This is a genomic window from Pseudoalteromonas xiamenensis, assembly GCF_030994125.1.
Lineage (GTDB): Bacteria > Pseudomonadota > Gammaproteobacteria > Enterobacterales > Alteromonadaceae > Pseudoalteromonas > Pseudoalteromonas xiamenensis_B.
This window is the reverse complement of record NZ_CP099917.1, coordinates 1,178,000-1,196,094: the sequence shown is the minus strand read 5'-3', so window position 1 is coordinate 1,196,094 and position 18,095 is coordinate 1,178,000. Positions and strand designations below refer to the sequence as shown.

Here is an 18,095-nt window from a genome sequence, read left to right as displayed (position 1 = left end):
ACTTGGTTTGTTCTTAAATCCGTCAAGTCAGATATGAGTTACAAGGTTAAAATTCAACCCTATTTACACGATTCGCTTTTGTTGCTCATTTGTGTAAATGGATTAAATGAAATACTGATACCCGTGCAGGTGAATATTCGCATCGACTTGTTTTTCATTATCCCGTGTATATTGGTACAGGTTTTTGCTGTCATGGTTGCGCAATTTGATTTGATCACTAAGCATCGAAACCAGAACGATGCTTAGTTTCAGAGCTAGTACATCACGCCAAAAGTTCGAGCGGAACGGAGACAAGATTGAATCGTTCTGATATTTCCTCAAAAAGTGTACTACAAAGTTTGTCGTAATTTACATCTTCTACGTAGCGTCCACTTGTTGAGGAAGTGATAAATTGGGCAATACCTCTTTCATTGAGACAATTGTTGCCAACACTCAAAGCGATAACAATGGTGTTCGTCTCCAAGAGGTTATTTACAGCCGTTTCTTTGTTATAGGTCCGACCTTGATACACTCTAGTTTCATGCGCACCATGATCACCATACCAAGCAACAATTCTGAGCGCGCCGGGTCTCCATCGCGCTACGTTGTAATTTAGTAACGATAGTGGAATAACTTGTCCCTCAAGTGTATCACCGCCTCCTGTTGCTGTAACCCGCGCCAAATTAGTCACAAGCGAGTCGACATTTGTGTTTACCGTTTGGATAAAATTGAATGGTTGTGAATCACCAGTATCTCTATAAATACCAAGTCCGTATGCAAGATTGACTCTTGGGTTACACTTGCAATAGCTTGCAACATAGTTCTTGATTTCGGTTTTCACGCCATCAATCGCATTTTGCATACTGCCCGTGGCATCCATTAAAAAGTACACATCAACTAACATTTCACTTTTCATTTCATATTCCTTTGAAGTTATATCGAGGTTGAAATGTAAAGCTAGAATTGATGGATGGAGAGAGCAATTACAACGTATTACAAACTGAGTAGGTAATACATAAACTCATCGGTATAAATAGAGTACTCGGTTTTAAACGCGCCGACGTAAAGATTGAAAGTTTGTTTTTCTTAAACAAGATCAAAGTTGTGGGCAAATTTGACGGTAAAATGAAAGAAATGTCGTTATTTTTATTCGAAATATTCGTCGTTTAAAAGTTGCAAAATACTCAAGGAATGCTGTAATTTGAAGGATAGGGGGGTCTATGCGCACATCATTAAAAAACTGGTCTATTGTATTTGCTATCGCATCAATGCCGTTGGCTGCGAATGTAACTGATTTATCAGGCAATGAAGCAAAGTTTTCGTTTGAAGGCGCGGTCGAGCCTGCCTGTAAAACAAGCAGTGGCACGAATACAGTGACGGGGCTTACGTTAGACGCATCCCAAAAAACGCAAGATATTGGCACATTAGATGTTTGGTGCAATACTGGCGAGAACGCAACAACGGAATATAGCTCAGCCAATGGCGGATTTCTTGTTGCCGATAATGCTCAAGGTAGTAAACTTGCGTATACGTTGGACATTGGTGACACATCAGGTATCGACTTACAAAGTGGTGCTTACAAGCACGTTAAGGCAACGCTCGCGGGTTCTGGTCTTGCTGGGGAAACCAAAGCAACCACATTGAAAATTACCCCTCAATCTAATGGGCTTAATGAGGCTGGCACTTATTCTGACACGATCACCGTAACGATTAGCGCCAATTAAGTAATTCTTATTAAACAATCGCCCTTTTGCAATGCCGTGGTTTGTGTACTGTGGTCGCGTATGGCTTCCGTAAAATTCAACTGGAATAGCAAAAAAGCCTTCAACGTGGTCTAACGTAATTCTCACACCTTGCAATCTATCGCTTTTAAAAGGCAATGCATCCCAAACGTTGTTAATTCAGAGTACCGCTGTGTATTCGTGTGATTTTTTGCGTGAGAGAATTAAATTGACTCGTCGTAAAGAAAAACGCTAGTCATGTTATGACCAGCGTTTGTAGGGTTACAGGCAATAAAGATTAAGCCATAAACTCCATTGCCTTAAATCTAAATTAGTTCGGGCTTACTGTTACTGTGATAGTGTCTGAGTAAGTACCAGCATCATTCAAACCGTTAGAAAGAGGTTTGATTTTTAATGTAGTTGCTTTGGTTTCACCGTTAACACCCGTTCCAGCAAGCGTTGAAGTGTGAGTGTATTTACCACTTTGCAGGTTAATATCAGCGATACCATCAATCGTTAGCGTATACGCAATTTGGCTTTTTTGTGTATTGTCTGCTTGTAGGAAGCCACCATTTAAAGACGTGTATTCTGTCGTTGCATTTTTACCCGTGTTACACCAAACGTCCAATGTACCAATGTCTTGAACTTGTTGTGATGCGTCCAATACAAGATTAGTTACACTGTTTGTTGTGCCGCTGCTTGTCTTACACATAGGGTCAATTTTGCCAGCAAATGAGAATTTAGCTTCAGACGCTGAAGTGCTTGTAACGTTTGCCGCGTTTGCCGCAGCTGATGTGATTGCAGTCGTTACAAGTAGAGTTTTAAGTAATGTGTTCATGGCTTTTCCCCTTGAATAAGTACAGCTTTGTATTTATTTGTATTTAATTAGTTAGGTTTGATTACCTAGATGAAATACATAAAGCAAAGGGTGTGCCAACTTCTTTAAAATATATTGTGTTAGTTTCTTTATAACTCTTATTTCTGTTTAAAGTCTTTTTAAATCAACTTGTTATCTTGGGTAGACAGTCAGGGATAAATTATCTCGGTAAATACCCGCAGGTTTCATTTCGGTATTACCCAAAATAAATTCAAAGCCGTACCACGTATTTCTGACACCAGGATAAAAGTTGTAGCTACGCATAAGACGCTCAGATGACGAAATTTTGACGTTATCGAAGCCAATGGTGTAATCAATTACAGATTGCGAGTCGGATTCATGACGTAATCCATTGAATTCTGAATCTAAAACAACGTCGTATGAACTATTGCTAAGAATTTTAATACCCCAGTAGAATCGCATGTTTGATTTCAAGTCACCCAGATCGATCTGATAAAGCCCGTTACTACCCGACACTTTACTTTGGCTGGAATTATCAAGCGAAATAGCGATTTGCGGCTCAGAGTAGTAAGTGACATCTAAGTACTGTTCATCAATTATTTTGCTTTTGCGTAGTAGTGTTACTTTTATACTGCCTGTGTAATTTCCTGCAGGGAATAAGCTGTAGTGTCTTAATCGAATCCATAATTGAGTTGTTCGACTATTAAGCGGCATGCTCCAAATTCCATTGCGAGGAGATAAGGTATTGAATTGCTCGTCGAGAAGCTTGCCGTATTTGTCTTCTGTTGGGCCTGAGAATACAAGCGAATAGTAGTAAACATCCTCCACCCAAATTTCATCTGCACAACTGACTAATGAATCCGGAACTTGGATTTTTAAGGGTAAATAAACCGTCGCGCGATTGTTGTACTCTTCAATCACTTCAGAGGAGTTCGACGAGACTAATATGTTGCCTTTGCACGGTTTTGCAAATGCAGTGTTTATTAGCAGCAAATAACCCAATACAAGTAAAACCATATTCCTTAATTTCATTTGTTTGAGTTTCCTTTTGAGTTAGCTTGCTTGAGCGTGATACTACCTACTTTAACAAAGCGCTTTTCGGAGTCATCAATCTGGAAGTTACCCATAGCACTTCCCACTTCGATTCGATAGTCGCCAGCACTAATGCCTTCCACAACAAATCGGCCAGCGCGATTGGTGAAAATAGGCCAGCTCATTGCAGGCGTATTATCGTCATGGCTTACTTTTATGACTTGCCCACGTTTCATTGCAAAGGGCATGCCTTGTTCATCCTGTAGGGCGCCAATCGCGGTGAAAGAGAGATCAGAGCCTATTTGGATATAGTGACCAGTGGCTGCGCCGCCTATCAGGGTGTAAGTGCCAGGGCCCCAATCATATCCCAGTGGAGCATCGGGTACATCAACATTGAATTGAGTTGCCGCATAGCCCGTACCAAGGTTTATTAACGCACCTATTTGTGCGGAAGGCGTTGTTTGAGCTTGACCCAATCTATCAACGTTGACGGCGACTTCTGTCTTACTCAGCGTTTTGTGTTTCGAAATGACAGCAAAAGGAGCCGTTGTGGTCGAACCCATACCGACATGTCCGTCAGCAATACCGAGGCTCGTTGATAAATTGACGCTTGCACTGCTGTCGCTATATTGATGAAGACGCGTGTAGTTGTTAGCGGTTACGTCCGTTCTAAAAAAAGCACCGGTGTAACTGGCTCTGACTTGTTCTTGCCGAAAATCACTGCCTCTTTCCGAGCGTAGTTCATAACCATAATCATGCACAAAGTTGTTGTTGGTTTTTTCGAAACTCGCACTGCCGACTTTCGTGCGATTATCGTACTGAGCTCTAGTACGCGTATTGGTCTCTCGATTAAACCCATTCCAAACGATATTGAGTACAAATTGATTGTCTGAAATGAGGCGCGTGTCTTCACTGTTATTGTGGTTATAACCGAATCTAACGCGAAATCCATCATAGCGGACGTTAAATTCAGCCGTAACGTTTTCACTTGCTTGGTTAACACTGTTCGTGGAACGTGACGCATTCAAGTTGAAATCCATCGTGTCACTAATGACGTAACTATAATCAAAATAGGTGCGTCTGGTATTATTTATTGTGTTGAGCTCGAGCCACGGTGTATTCGTAAAATTATCTTTAATTTCATACCCTAAACGCAAGTTTGGTGAACCAAAATTGCCACTACCAAAGACACTGTGTTCCGTTTCTATCGAATACGCGTACCCGGATATTTGAGGTGCTTTACTTTGTGAGTAACGTAGAGATAAATTACCAAGAGGCGTGTTGAGCGAGGTTGTCGAACCAACAACGTGTCCTAAATCGTGGACAGCACCATTAAGACCAACCGTTATTGCATCAGTCAAACCATATTCGTAACTACCTGACAACAAGGCTTCATCGTCATAATGATAGTGGCCGTTATCTAAAGACGAAACAAAGCCTAATACGAGTGAATAATCGCTAAGTCCTTTTGCAAGCAACCGAGAATTGTAGTGGGTTGTGAAATGGAATGCTTGTGTTTCGCCGTTTGCGTAGGTGGCAATCAGATGAATATTGTTAACGCCAGAGGTCAACGGCAAGTCGCTGAGATTGTAGCGTCCTGCTTGCAGTCTCAATCGAGATATTAAAAATTCGTTGATAAACACTTCGACGGTAGCACCACGAGGCAGCACAAATTGTTGGTTGTTGCTTGGTGAAACCCTGCGCTGAGGTTGTAACTTCGAATACGCTTTTTCGATGCCAATACCCGCAAGTTGGACCCCAGCCAAGTGTCCTGTACTGTTTACTTGCGTATCACCGAGAGTCATTCGCAGAGGCTTTTCAGGCATATCATAAAACAGGGAGGTATCGCCTCGATAAACGTGGCTTTCCTCGTTTGTGCCGCTTTCCCAAAATACCGCGCTTTGGAAATTGAGCCCATTGCCACCACCCACATTGCCGTTTATTAACCATTCAAATTGTGAATGGTGAATTTGGTTATTGTTACTACGCTCATGGCTTAAATTGAGGTTATTTAACATTGCCCAATAAGCTTCCCCTTTGGGGATTTCAAAATGTTTTTCGCGGCCATAAGATAGACTGTCAGTGGCCATCGCGGATTCACTCAAAGTCATCTCGATAGTGAGATCTTGTTGCTGCATCACGAGAGTAATGCCATGCGCTTTGAATTCATCAGGGGTGATCGCTTCATCTTCGCGACTTGCCAACCAGGCTAATACTTCCGTACTCAACACAGATTGCAAATTTTGTCTAAATTCACGAGCACTGACAGAGGCAAGCTCAAAATCATCGACGGCTGCAGAAATTTGCCCCACTTCGGCAACATTTAGCCGCACGGGAAAATCCATGTAATAAACTGCCGCGACACTTTGTGCTGCAGAGGTAGCCAATAGGGTATAGAAGGCAGGTTTGCATAACCAAGGCCAAGTTTTAGAGCCTTTGTACAACATCGTTAAATGATTACTTCTTATTGGACAAATTGACTATTGTGACCGTTTTGGTTGGTTTATCTTTCAATAAGGTTTTTAAGTCAACGCTCATCGAATGAGTGGGCATGATAAAGCGGCCCGATGTCACGGCCTGAAAATCGGCCCAATTTATGACGGTATTTTCTTGATGAAAGCGATATTCAAACTGAGCTAAATCGAGAACTCGTTCTCCATCATTGCGGATGGTCAGTTTACATTCGTCCAATTTTTCACAATTCAGAGTGTGAGTGAGCTGCGCTTGGACGCCGTCAGGGCTCACAAAAACCAGTGTCGCAAAGTTATAAACCATCTTCACGCCAGATTGTTCATTTTCACTTGGTAAAGGAAGCTGTTTGAACACGATGCGGTAAGATTCCGTCTTCTTAAGCTCTGGTGACCCTAAATATTTAGCTCGAAACACTTGATAACCGTTGGCTGGCACTTCAATTTGTGGAGGCAAAACAATGAAGTCTTCTTCAGCACTAACCAATACTTCTTTTTGGTTTTCATCAAAGGTACGCTTAAAGACTTCAACTTCGATAGGGAGCGTACTTTCGCTCGGATTTTGCAGTCTGTAGGTGACTAACGACTTTTTACCATGAGATGCAAGATCCACGATCATTGGTTGAACTTGATAAGCAATTGCAGGTGCAGATAACCACACGAATAGTAAAAACAGTTTACGCATTTGACTTCCAACTCCAAAAACGAGACTTACCATTTGCTAAATACGGTAAGCACCTTCAACGCTATCAAAAGCGCAGAACATGTCCGTCATTAGCAAGCGAACAACCAAAAGAATTGGCTTCAAAAACGGTATTATACCGCTTTGAGAAAATTCGTCAGTTTTTTAATCACTTTGTTAATAAAATCGAGATATTCAGGGGGAGTAATGAACCACCTGAACAGGCTAACGTGATGGCTTAAGAAGCGGTAGAGTTACAACAAAGTGCGCACCACCTAATTGTTCACTTGTATCGACGTTTACGTCGCCCTGAAGCCAGAGCGTAATCCGTTCAACAAGCGCGAGTCCAATCCCAAATCCTTCTTTACTCGCTGCTGTTTGTTTTGCTAAACGAACGAATGGTTTGAATATTTTTTCTGCTTCACTTGCCGCAATGCCAGTACCGTCGTCTTCGACACTTACCAAGACGGCCGAATTCGCTTGGCTTAGCGTCACATGGACCTTTTCGTTGCAATGCTTCAATGCATTTGTCACGAGGTTGCTGAACAATAAGCTAAGGTAATATTCATGACCGACAACCGAATGTTCGTCTCCCTCTATAAACAGCAACAAGCGTGGGTCATTGGCCTTAGTGCAAAGTTGGCTAACCACGGTTTGCACATTGACGAGAGACTTTTCCGTATCATTAAGTGAGTGTTGTAACCGGGCAAAATTGAGTAGCGCATTAATGAGTGCTTCCATGTCATCTAAATTTTGATTGATGCGGAGCTCGTATTTGGTGCGAAGTGTTTCGTCTTCAGTATCACAAAGCGTATCTAATCCCATTCGGACCCGCGCCAGAGGTGTACGTAACTCGTGTGACAACCCCAGACAGCAAGCGCATGTCTTGCATAAGATTTTCAATGCGTTCAGCCATTTGGTTAAACGTTTGTTCTATGTCTTTGAGATACCAAAGCGATCCAACAGTCAAACGCGTAGTCAGTTTGCCTTCACCAAAGGCCATTGCTGCTGAACGTAGGCGATAAATTCGAAGCAAAAACGGCGCTAAAAATATCAGCATTAAACACAGTAAGACTCCATAAAAACCGACAGTCAACAATAAGGGAATAGTATCTGATTCGTTGCTGATGTTTTGAGTAATAAGAAGTACGGTTTGTGGGTCGATGAACGAATAAGCTGTAAGCCCTTCATTTGATTCTAAAAATACAGCACCAGCAGACTCCAATTGGTCAAGTAACGCTGCGGGTAATGGGTAGTCTTTGAGAGATTGTATTTCGTAACGAACTTCTGAGGTCGTTGAACTGAGCGCCAACCAATTAGGAAGTTTGTCTACGGCAACTCCTGATGCTAACGCACTCTGTATGAGGTTTACTTGATTCATCAACTGTTGTTGCTCTGTACTCAATCGTTGTTCGGATTGACGTATGGCGAGTGCATCAAAAAGTTGGCCAACGAAAATGCTACCCATCACGACGATGAGGAGTAACGCCAGTGTAAAGCGCCACATTAGTGTGAAACCTCGGGGGCAAGCAAATAGCCTTTACCCCAAATCGTTTTGATTTTATAAGGCTCAGCGGCATCGTCCATGAGTTTTTTCTCAACCGCGAAATCCGCAAATCGATAGTTCTATCAAATCCGTCATACTCAAAACCACGTAGTTGCTGACTTAATGATTCTCTACTGACAACATTGCCGGCATGTTGTGCGAGTATCCATAAGACATCAAACTCATTGGTCGATAATTTCAAATGAGTGCCGCCAAGTTCAGCAGTGCGGGCAGACTTACAAATAGTTAACTCACCTAGAGTGTATACATCTTGTTCTAAGCGCTCAGGGTGGCTTGGGCCTGTGCGTCTTAACAGTGATTTGATTCGGGTTTCAAGCAATCGACCACGAACGGGCTTGGTGAGGTAGTCATCCGCGCCCATTTCCAGTCCTAAAATTTCGTCAATTTCTTCGTCTCGAGCCGTTAACATAATAATTGGAACTTGAGAGTGCAATCGTATTAGTTTGCAGATGTCGAGGCCATCCATCGAAGGTAACATTCCGTCGAGAATAACGAGATCTGGTATGTGTCGGTGCAGCGCCTCGTACGCTTGCTTTCCATCGTGATACACCGTGACATGATATTGTTTTGCACGTAAGTATTCGGCAATCCAGCAAGCCAGTTCTTGGTCATCTTCTACTAATACGATTGAAGTCATTGGCTCTCCATCAGAACATGCGCCACCGCATGGCTTTGCTGTTATTTTTTTTATGTACCCATGCATAGCGAATGGTGTGTGTATGAAGTGTTTGTTGGTGGAGTGACGTAAGTCGTATCTCCATATCCTCGGTAAGGGTTAACGCTTGCTGCCAAGCGCCTTGGTCAACATTATGCCAGCACTTCAGTTTTTGTTGGTCTGCAAAAAGGCAATAATCTGACGTTGAAGGCATGTTCCAAATGACATCTAAATCTAAAAAGCACGTATCACCTTGTTGTAAAGCAGTACATTGTTTTGGCGAAACGACCAGATTAATGGTTTGCTCGGGTGTTTCAGCAAGACTTGGATGAGTCAGTATCGCTGCACAGGTGAATAGAAGTAATTGAAGGATGTTTTGCATCATTTACCCCTAAAATACGTAGTTGATAGACAGGTTAAACAGGCTTCCTTTGTCACTTCGACCCTCATTGTATTTGAGAATATTCTGCGAATAAGGACTGTCAACGATACTTGATGCATAATGGGTGTAACTAAAAAAGCCCTCCATTAGCCAATGCTCATCAAGTGGCTTTTTGACTCCAAGTTTATAAAGGTAATTAAATCCACCGGTTGCTTGAAATGGCTCTGTCACGTTCGCTGATTCTGGAACGCCATAATAGTAGTCAAGCATTGTGTCATTGCGGTACTGCGCGCCAATAGACGAGTACAGGTTCCAATTATTGATGTTCCAGCTTTTTGCAAGCCAAGCAGCCGCGTAAAGACCACCACTGTAATCCATTTTATTGCTGTTTGTCCCCACCACAAACATCGCATCTAAGTCTGCAATAGTCCCCATTGCGCGGATACCCCAATAGGGCGTTGCCTCTTTACTGAATCCATCCTGTTCTGCTTTATACTCGATGGCTCCATGAGCCATTGAAAGCAGCGCATCAACTTCCCAGTTGCCAAGATTCGCGATGTTGTATCCTAATGCAAATTGACTTTCAAACTTGTCAGATAGCCCAGGAAACTCGAGTAAAAAGCCATTTTCAAAGTAATAGGCCCCGTGTACATTGCCTTTTAGTTTAATTCCTGAAGATTGATATAGACCTTGTTGATTTTGAACCGCAATGCCGACAGATAAGTAACCGCCAGCATCTCGTTTGTTTGTAAACGCATCCACCCAATGAGCCGTATTTTGGGTTTCGTTCGCGGCGCTCAGTGCGCTAAAAAACAAGAAGAGTGTGAATATAAACGTTTTCATTGCAATTTCTTATGATAGTTAATTTGCCGTTATCCTATTTCGGTTGGTGGAGTTTAACCGTAACAGTCAGTCTATGAGTGTATCAATGTGTATCACCTAAAACCAATCAAAAGCAGTGAGTTAGAATCACAAGGTAATCGTGATACAAAGTGATACATATCGTTAAACGTCGGTACAGCTTGCTGTCTTGTGCCGCGTTAAGTTAGTGACATCAAAACTACATTGGATGTCAAAATGAAACTAAAATTGAAACTCTTGCTACCGACACTAACGACCTGCTTTCTGTCACTGGCGCTCACTGCATGCGGCTCGAATGGTAACAAAACGCCTGATCCTCAAATTGAACCGACTACGCCTTTCGATTATCAAGCATTAATTGAGAATGTGGTACTCGGCGAATTACCCGGAGTCGTCCTATACATTGATTCACCACAACTGCATTTTTACAGTGCCGCAGGGATAGCCGATCAGGAAGAAAATACACCAATGCAAATAGATGCTCGTATTCCAAATGGTAGTGCAGGGAAAAAACTAACCGCTTTGTTAGCCGGAATGCTTGCACAGGAGCAGCGGCTCGATTTGGACAAACCGATAACGGAGTATCTTGCGTCGGACATCACCGATCACATTCCTAATGCATCTATCATGACAACAAGACAAATGCTGCAACACACTGCTGGGCTATTCGATTATTTAAATGATTCGGGTGGCGCATTTTATGACGCGGTAATTGCGGATCCTGACAGCATTAAAACGGATGAATTCGCACTGCAATTTGCATTGGACAAACCAGCGCATTTTTCGCCTAGTCAAGGCTGGCGATACTCAAATACAGGTTATATTTTGAGTGGTCTTATTTTAGATAAGGTACTTGGCGCACATCATTCAGGCGCAATGCGTTCGATGATCATCGAGCCATTAGGGCTGGCGAGTTTGAGCTATGGTGGCATAGAACAAAACCTAGGCTCCATTACTTCCGGCTACTTTAAAAATGAAGATGGCGTGCTGAACACTCGGCCGTTTTATCAAAACATTGGTGTGGCGGATGCCCCTGTAGTCGGCAACGCAAAAGACATGGCTGATTTACTTAAAATAATTGTTGAGGGAGCGCTCTTGAGTGAGCCAACACATCAATTCTTGATGGCCGATGATCACTTTATCCCAACAGGGATCAACGGATTGCAATACAGTGCTGGACTTTTTAAAGAGATGATTAACGGTAAGCATGTTATACACCATGGTGGTTCTGAATTGGGTTATGCGACCTATAACTTTTACGTTGTCGAAAGCAAAACGACGGTTGCGATGCTAGTGAATTGCAACGGTTACAAAGCCTGTGATGATGCGCATGATGCGTTATACCAAAAGGTGGTCAATGAATTGACGAAGTAAGCCAACGTGAGAAGAAAATGAGGAATAACAGGATTCCTCATTTTTGTTTTTTCTTTTCCTATCAAAAAATTTTCCAGTAGCCTGTAATAAGTTGCGCACAGAGGTCACTAATAAGAACAAATCAATGTATGGAACGGGGTGAATGGGAAGCGACTTTTATCAGCAATCAATTTTGCCGTATGCAGGGATCATCATCAAAATATGCAGAGCTTATACTCATAATCATGCGGATTTTGAAGATTATTACCAAGAAGTCTGTTTACAGATCTGGCGAAGCCGAGCGAACTTCAATAAACAAGCGAAATGGTCTACGTGGGTTTATAAAGTTGCACTCAATGTGTGTCTGACTCATTTAAAACAGCATAAGCGTGGAGAGAGGCGATTTGCATCAGATGCATTGTCTGAACTCGAATTCGATGAGGTAAAAGCATTTGACTCAGATGAAATTAATCAACTTTACAACGCGATAAAGCATCTATCCGAAATTGATAGAGCAGTGATACTGCTTTATTTGGAAGAGAAATCCTATGCCGAAATTGCGGAGATAATTGGCGCTAGCAGTAATAGCATTGGTGTTCGAGTTTCGCGAATTAAAGAGCGTATTAACAAAATTATTCATCAGATGGGGTGAGTGTATGAGCAAATCAATCGAAGCGATGTGGAAACAAGGGTTTGTCGATGAAGGTGAACTTTCCGTGCCAAAAGTAAATGATTTATACAATCAAAAATCGCAAAATATTGTTGATAAGCTTCAAGCGATGTTTGCGCTAAATATCAAAGCGATCATCATCGGCTGTGGTGTGATGTTCATTGTGATGACGATGATAGGTGCGCCGTTATTAGGGGGGTACATTTGTTTGTTAGTTTCGCCGCTTATTTATATCGCAAAGCGAGAGTTGAGCAAATCGTATGATTTATCGAAAGGGCAGAGTAGTCTGGATTATCTACAGAATTTTGATCTTTGGCTAAAGAGCTCGATTGCAGCATATGGGGCATATTATCGTGTTGCATACCCTTTGTTGTATTTAGGTATGGTGACGCAAGCGATCATGAGTCAAGCAGGTCACAAGGTGTTGGCTCTGTGTTTGACCCAACTTCCAACGGACTATGTTCTCTTTGATGTGCCGTATTACCTTTGGTTAGTGATACTCTTGGTGTTTGTTGTCGTTGTTCGTTATTCAGAGGCGATTTATCGCTTTGATCTCAATGTGGTTTACGGTCGACAATTCAAAAAGCTAGAAGAAATAATCGCAGACATGCGGGAGCTTAAAGGCGTATAAAGTGATTCGAAGTGCCATCGTGCAAAGGGACACAGGCTAAGTACTTCGTTTGGCAGGAAATCTATCTCAAATATAGGGAAAGCGAATGAACACCAAAGACATTTTTTTAGCATTGTTGGTGGTATTGATCTGGGGCGTGAATTTTTCCTTCATCAAAGTGGGACTTCAGGAACTGCCGCCGATTCTTTTTTCTGCCTTACGTTTTGCGGTGGTAGCACTTCCTGCGGTGTTATTTATACCGTTTCCTAAAACATCGAAATGGAATGTTATTGGTGTAGGTATGTTTTTAGGCGTCTTCAAGTTTGGTTTATTGTTTATTGCCATGAAATCGGATGCGTCTGCGGGTCTATCGTCACTCATTTTGCAAGCTCAAGTGTTTTTCACCATCGTGCTTAGTGTGTTGTTTCTTAGAGAACATATTACGAAAGTACAAATCGCAGGTATTGGTATCGCTGTGATTGGATTTAGTTTTTATATGTTTAATGCGGGGGGAAATATTACCGTACTCGGTTTGATGCTGATTTTATCTGCTGCTTTTTTCTGGGCGATTGCCAATGTAATGATGAAAAGAATGCAGGGAGTCAATCTGTTTCACTTTATAATTTGGGTGAGCTTGATACCACCTTTGCCACTGTTGGCGCTCTCTTTGTTCATGGAAACATCCAATCCAGTCGAGGTTTTACTTTCGACTTCTATGAAAACATGGGGAGCATTAGCCTATGTTAGCTACATTTCGACTCTACTTGCTTTCGCACTTTGGGGAGCATTACTTAAAAATTACTCAGCAGCATCAGTCACTCCGTTTGCATTATTAATCCCGGTGGTCGGAATGTTGACCTCCAATATTATGCTGAACGAAAGTTTAGAAACCAGTGAAATTGTTGGCGCACTGATGATTATGTCCGGACTCGTTGTTTGCGTGTTGGGGAAAAGGTTATTGGCACTTTTGGTGGCGCCAAGCTCGCAGAAAACCTTAGGTTAGCGCCATTTCATTGGTTTGGTGCTTTGCACGAAAGCATAAAATTGGCGCTGGTTGTTTAAAGGTAGAGGACTACGTTACCGCGTTTAGCGAGTTCAAACGGTATTGAACCTTTTGCTCTGCTGCGTAACATACTGTTTTTAGTCCGAAGCTGTACATCAAAACAAGCATACAAACGCCAAGTGCAGGGCCAAATTCGTGCTCTACATTTTCGATATTTACAGCTATGGCAACGGCACCAATAAACGCGGTGAATACCGACATCAACACGGCAGTATTACCCAACACGCGATAGAATTGCTTTGCATTTTGCATCTGTAACGCACTCAATGCGAGCTCGTCATTATACAAAAGTGCAAAAGCATTTTTCATGTCTTTGACCGATGTGACGCCAATCGCAAATAAAATTGCAGGCGGAAACGTCAACATAAGTGATGGCAAATCTGCAAAAGTATCGCCGATGCTGCCATCAACACTGAACCACAACGCCATGTATGACATTGCTGAAAAAACGAGTAAGCTTAATACGAACATAAGTATTCCTTTTTTAGTTTGCCAAATATATTGATTTGACGTACGAAGTACCTGCTTTAAGTACCACTGAGTTGCGCAAGATTGATTGCTAAAATGAAGTAACTGAAACTCTTCGGCCAAGTCTCCGAGCAAAGGCTCTTTAAGTTCTTCCGGTAGTGACCAGCGTAAAAAGCGTTCGGCGAGTTTGGGTGGTTGTTGATAATTAGCCAAAAAAATCTCCCTTTAGTTGGAAAGAGAGTCCTTGCCATAAATTAGTTAACGCATCCTTTGAACGTTTTAATGCCTGAACGCCATCAGCGGTCACATTAAAGTATTTCTTTGCTCGACCACCTCGTTCGCTGGTCGATTCACCCAACATACTGGTTAAAAGCCCTTTTTTCTCCAGCCTATCCAATGTGGTATAGAGTGCGCCAATAGAGACATCACGTTGAATGGTTTCTGCTAACAATTGCCGAATGGTGGCACCATAGGCATCTTGCTTTAGTCGAACAATGGCGAGCAAGACCATCTGTTCAAATTCGCCAAGGTACTTTTCTTTTTCATTCATAATAAATACTACATTGTAGAGTATATATTGAGTGTAATTTGCATTCTAAGTGAGTGCAAGGGTTTAAACTACAAAGTAGAGTAAATGTTATTGAAAAAGATGTGGCTTGTGTAAAGCAACGCGGCGTCTATCTCTATGTATATGTCAGCTGCGACGTAGGGGGCGATTGAAATGTTCAACACTCATAGCTTAGTCGTCATACTTGAAATGAGTATAGGTAATAAATAATGCTCAAGTTTTGACCTTTGTAGCCGATAATGAGACATTGCTATTGTCATCTAAAGGACTGAGATGAAAATTAACTCACCAACCCTTCCCAATGTGTTGTTGCCAAAATCGGATACCGTACCCTCGTCAACTACGCTTGATGAGATGTCTCAGGCTGCCCGCAATTTCCAACAAACTAGCGAATTAGATAAATACAAAGAATTCGAAAATGCGCCTGTTATTGCCTATGAAGATCCATTTAAAGGTCGCAATGCATCATTGCAACAGTATTCTCGTTTTGTTGGCATGCGGCATTATCGAATTCAATCGAGTGCGATTGAAATGGGTAACCCGAACAAAGAGCGAACCTACCAATATGGTGATTTAACTGAAACCGACGACATTAATGCGTTCTTGGACCAGCTTGAAAGACTCAGTGGTGACCAAAAACTAATGTTTGAGCATGTGAAACCAACAAAAGAATTACTCGAGTTGGCGACTAAGTTAACCGATGAAGAGCTTGGTCAGCTTGCGGAGTTTATGGTGGAAGTGTCGCAGTATGATTTTTTGCAAAATAAAAGTAGCAAATTAGCGGAACGGCTTATTCCCGCACTCAATGATCTCTCTGCAGACGCCTTAAGCTCTTCAATTGGCGCGATGAAGTCGCTCCTTGAAAATGGCCAATCATATAAGAAGAATCCTCCGCCAGTTGGGCTAGATGAACGAGGATTAGAAAATACATTGTTCACTGCAAGTGAAGATGGCATGGATTTTAAGGCTGGTTATTTAGCGGCGAACGCAGACACGGAGTTGTCCAAGCGCTACGCCGAGCTTTTAATCACAGGTAAAATGTCTGACGAGCAAACCGTACAATTCAATACACATCTTTCTCAAAGCTCGTTTGAACAGACGAGGGGAATGGTTGATATGGCAAGTCTTATCAAGACACATCAGATTGATGACATGTTGGCTATGTTTAATGACGTTGATAAAGACGCGGAACAGGATTTATTTGCGTACCTCGGTGAACAAATGAATTATCAAGCGCATCGACAATATTACCAAACCGAGTCAGGTGACTATGTTGCTCAGCAAGACGATATCGCGTCTGAATCCGACCGCCGTAGCCTCTATAAGAACGTGCTCAAAGCGTATAATGAATTTGGAGTAGGTTGGATAAATGATGCCTTGAAGGAAATGGAAGGCTCTCCAGCTCAAATACAAAAAGAACTTTGGAGTAAGTTACTTGCGGATAAAGACGAGATGCCAGAGCAATTTTCTAAGTCCGATGCACTTGAACAGTGGGCTGTGAACAATGTAGCCAGTGTAGAGTCAACGTTTCATTTCAATCAAGTGATGAAAATCCACGAGTTTAATCAAACTCGATATTTTCAAGAGCGTCTTGGTACACTAACGTTTTATACAAGTGGTAACCAGTCGATTGCCGAAGGGAATGCTTCAAAAGAGAACAGCAATCTCTAATAAGAAACTTTCATTCGAAGTTTGTTTTGGCTGATGAAGGCACACAGGGATCGCTGAATTTCAATGCGTTGGTATTTGGAATATTCAACCAAAGTGGTTTGGACACGCTAAATGTCGAAACGAAATAGGTAGGATCGGTATCGGATATTCATATCAAATTGAGCCTTTGAACTAACGCAAACTGTCGCGCAGGTCCTAGGTGGCAATGCTAAGTTGAATTATGTTTTTATCATGCTCATTTGTGAGCGCTTTTGGCGTTATCTGGGGTCAGTTAATTGAATGCCACTAGTCTGCCTGTTATAGTTTTTTAAACACACACTGGACGAACCTCATTTGCTCGAAGCAATCGCTCATCTAACCCAAGTTGTTCATCGCTACAGTGCATTAAGTAAAGAGTCGCTTGGACTTTACTTGGATGCGTGCAAGGTGAAACATCTAAAGAAAGGTCAATTATTATACCGGATCGGAGAGATACCAACGAGTTTTGCTTTTATTCACCAAGGGTTGATGCGAAGTTATGTCGTGGATGAGCGAGGAAATGAATTTAATAAAAACTTCTTTGCTGAAGGTCGATTTCCTGGTTGTATGTCTGCGCTTTTGCAAGCTGCGCCAACTTTGCTTGCAATCGAGGCACTCGAAGACTGTGTACTCGTTGAAATTGATTTTAAGCTGTTTCGATCCGCATTACTTACCAAACCCGACTTGATGATCTATCAGATCAATTACCTCGAAACACACTGGTTGTTGGAAAAAGAGCAAAAGGAGATTGAATATTTACAGTTTGACGCCAAGCAGCGTTATCTCGCATTTTTGAATACCCATAAGCCAATAATTTCGCGGTTAACGCAATACCACATTGCGAGTTACTTGGGGATTACACCCACTCAGCTTAGTCGTGTCCGTAAAGAATTAAAATAAGTCCGTTGTTTCAACATATGTAAATGCACTGTCGGTTGCTTAGGCGCTAGACTCGTCACTTACTCGTATTCTACTGGGAGTCTGTTATGACGTTTCTTTGGCCTATCGCGTTATTTGCGGGGAGTTGTATTGCTTTGCAAGCGGCAATGAATGCGCGGCTTGGACAACATTTCAATAATGCATGGCTTGCTACAAGCTACGCATTTTTAACGAGCTTTCTACTCATTGGGTTTGTGCTAGTAGTCACTCAGTTTAAATCTCTCAGTGCTCAATTTGAGCAGCTCCAAACAAGTGCAATTCCTTGGTATCTGTGGCTATCTTGCTGTTTGAGTGTAATTGGTGTTGGCAGCATGTATTGGCTCATTCCCAAAATGGGTGTAGGCAATTTAATGAGCTATGCGTTAACAGGTCAACTGGTGATGGCGATGGTGATCAGTCACTTTGGTTTGTTTGATTCGCCTCAAAAGCTGCTCTCTACAACAAAGTTGGTAGGCGCAAGCTTGTTGATTTTTGGCATTCTTTTGATAAACAAGGATTAGTCTTCGACAGGTTAAAAAAATTAGCCTAGTTAAAGCCAATGTTTAAAATT

20 protein-coding genes are annotated in these 18,095 nt (G+C 42.1%); 8 read left to right on the top strand and 12 right to left on the bottom strand.

Translation table 11 applies throughout. The annotated features are described in order from the left end of the window. Positions 1–262: 262 nt before the first annotated feature. Positions 263–895: a vWA domain-containing protein gene (locus NI389_RS05460; RefSeq protein ID WP_308361927.1), complete on the bottom strand. Its 633-nt coding sequence runs from the start codon at positions 893–895 to the stop codon at positions 263–265. A 304-nt stretch (positions 896–1,199) separates the two neighbouring features. Between NI389_RS05460 and NI389_RS05455 the strand changes: the two genes are divergently transcribed. Beyond that, a complete protein-coding gene (locus NI389_RS05455; protein WP_308361910.1) occupies positions 1,200–1,703 on the top strand; it encodes a hypothetical protein in 504 nt (167 codons plus the stop codon). A 328-nt stretch (positions 1,704–2,031) separates the two neighbouring features. Here the strand turns inward: NI389_RS05455 and NI389_RS05450 are convergent, their stop codons facing one another. The 9 genes from NI389_RS05450 to NI389_RS05410 all read right to left on the bottom strand — a co-directional run bounded on the left by NI389_RS05450 (position 2,032) and on the right by NI389_RS05410 (position 10,167). Next, on the bottom strand, positions 2,032–2,538 hold the full coding sequence (locus tag NI389_RS05450; protein WP_308361909.1) for a hypothetical protein: 507 nt from the start codon (positions 2,536–2,538) through the stop codon (positions 2,032–2,034). 171 nt (positions 2,539–2,709) lie between these two features. Then, positions 2,710–3,570 carry a hypothetical protein gene (locus tag NI389_RS05445; protein WP_308361908.1) on the bottom strand — a complete coding sequence of 287 codons (861 nt, stop codon included), beginning with the start codon at positions 3,568–3,570 and terminating at the stop codon, positions 2,710–2,712. Continuing rightward, positions 3,567–6,017: a fimbria/pilus outer membrane usher protein gene (locus NI389_RS05440; protein WP_308361907.1), complete on the bottom strand. Its 2,451-nt coding sequence runs from the start codon at positions 6,015–6,017 to the stop codon at positions 3,567–3,569. Before NI389_RS05440 ends, NI389_RS05445 begins: the two co-directional genes overlap by 4 nt. 10 nt (positions 6,018–6,027) lie before the next feature. Continuing rightward, positions 6,028–6,723, bottom strand: a complete 696-nt coding sequence (locus NI389_RS05435; protein WP_308361906.1) for a fimbrial biogenesis chaperone — start codon at positions 6,721–6,723, stop codon at positions 6,028–6,030. Between the two features lie 222 nt (positions 6,724–6,945). Further along, positions 6,946–7,545 (bottom strand): sensor histidine kinase, encoded by a 600-nt coding sequence (locus NI389_RS05430; protein ID WP_308361905.1) that lies wholly within the window; start codon positions 7,543–7,545, stop codon positions 6,946–6,948. Further along, complete coding sequence (locus NI389_RS05425; protein WP_308361904.1) at positions 7,523–8,227, bottom strand: hypothetical protein; 705 nt, start codon at positions 8,225–8,227, stop codon at positions 7,523–7,525. The genes NI389_RS05430 and NI389_RS05425 overlap by 23 nt, the downstream gene beginning before the upstream one ends. Further along, positions 8,181–8,924: a response regulator transcription factor gene (locus tag NI389_RS05420; RefSeq protein ID WP_308361926.1), complete on the bottom strand. Its 744-nt coding sequence runs from the start codon at positions 8,922–8,924 to the stop codon at positions 8,181–8,183. The genes NI389_RS05425 and NI389_RS05420 overlap by 47 nt, the downstream gene beginning before the upstream one ends. 10 nt (positions 8,925–8,934) lie before the next feature. Continuing rightward, positions 8,935–9,327 (bottom strand): DUF3019 domain-containing protein, encoded by a 393-nt coding sequence (locus NI389_RS05415; RefSeq protein ID WP_308361902.1) that lies wholly within the window; start codon positions 9,325–9,327, stop codon positions 8,935–8,937. Positions 9,328–9,333: 6 nt separating this feature from the next. Then, entirely contained in the window at positions 9,334–10,167 is an 834-nt protein-coding gene (locus tag NI389_RS05410; protein WP_308361925.1) for a MipA/OmpV family protein, read from the bottom strand. A gap of 234 nt (positions 10,168–10,401) precedes the next feature. Between NI389_RS05410 and NI389_RS05405 the strand changes: the two genes are divergently transcribed. From NI389_RS05405 to NI389_RS05390, 4 genes are all read left to right on the top strand, one after another. Next, positions 10,402–11,559 carry a serine hydrolase domain-containing protein gene (locus NI389_RS05405; protein WP_308361924.1) on the top strand — a complete coding sequence of 386 codons (1,158 nt, stop codon included), beginning with the start codon at positions 10,402–10,404 and terminating at the stop codon, positions 11,557–11,559. A 142-nt stretch (positions 11,560–11,701) separates the two neighbouring features. After that, the gene (locus NI389_RS05400) at positions 11,702–12,190 is read left to right on the top strand and encodes an RNA polymerase sigma factor (RefSeq protein ID WP_308361923.1); all 489 of its coding nucleotides are present in this window, start codon (positions 11,702–11,704) and stop codon (positions 12,188–12,190) included. Positions 12,191–12,194: 4 nt separating this feature from the next. Beyond that, positions 12,195–12,839: a hypothetical protein gene (locus NI389_RS05395; protein WP_308361897.1), complete on the top strand. Its 645-nt coding sequence runs from the start codon at positions 12,195–12,197 to the stop codon at positions 12,837–12,839. An 85-nt stretch (positions 12,840–12,924) separates the two neighbouring features. Further along, entirely contained in the window at positions 12,925–13,821 is an 897-nt protein-coding gene (locus tag NI389_RS05390) for an EamA family transporter (RefSeq protein WP_308361922.1), read from the top strand. A 69-nt stretch (positions 13,822–13,890) separates the two neighbouring features. Here the strand turns inward: NI389_RS05390 and NI389_RS05385 are convergent, their stop codons facing one another. Together NI389_RS05385 and NI389_RS05380 are read right to left on the bottom strand one after the other, a co-directional pair. Continuing rightward, positions 13,891–14,562: a hypothetical protein gene (locus tag NI389_RS05385; protein ID WP_308361921.1), complete on the bottom strand. Its 672-nt coding sequence runs from the start codon at positions 14,560–14,562 to the stop codon at positions 13,891–13,893. After that, positions 14,555–14,899, bottom strand: coding sequence for a PadR family transcriptional regulator (locus NI389_RS05380; protein ID WP_308361893.1), 345 nt, complete (start codon positions 14,897–14,899; stop codon positions 14,555–14,557). The genes NI389_RS05385 and NI389_RS05380 overlap by 8 nt, the downstream gene beginning before the upstream one ends. Positions 14,900–15,190: 291 nt before the next feature. On the opposite strand from NI389_RS05380, the gene NI389_RS05375 reads away from it, so the two are divergent. The 3 genes from NI389_RS05375 (at position 15,191) to NI389_RS05365 (ending at position 18,045) form a co-directional block, all read left to right on the top strand. Beyond that, positions 15,191–16,588 carry a hypothetical protein gene (locus NI389_RS05375; protein WP_308361892.1) on the top strand — a complete coding sequence of 466 codons (1,398 nt, stop codon included), beginning with the start codon at positions 15,191–15,193 and terminating at the stop codon, positions 16,586–16,588. 333 nt (positions 16,589–16,921) lie between these two features. Further along, the gene (locus NI389_RS05370) at positions 16,922–17,506 is read left to right on the top strand and encodes a Crp/Fnr family transcriptional regulator (protein WP_308361920.1); all 585 of its coding nucleotides are present in this window, start codon (positions 16,922–16,924) and stop codon (positions 17,504–17,506) included. 86 nt (positions 17,507–17,592) lie between these two features. Beyond that, positions 17,593–18,045: a DMT family transporter gene (locus tag NI389_RS05365; protein WP_308361890.1), complete on the top strand. Its 453-nt coding sequence runs from the start codon at positions 17,593–17,595 to the stop codon at positions 18,043–18,045. Positions 18,046–18,095: the final 50 nt, after the last annotated feature.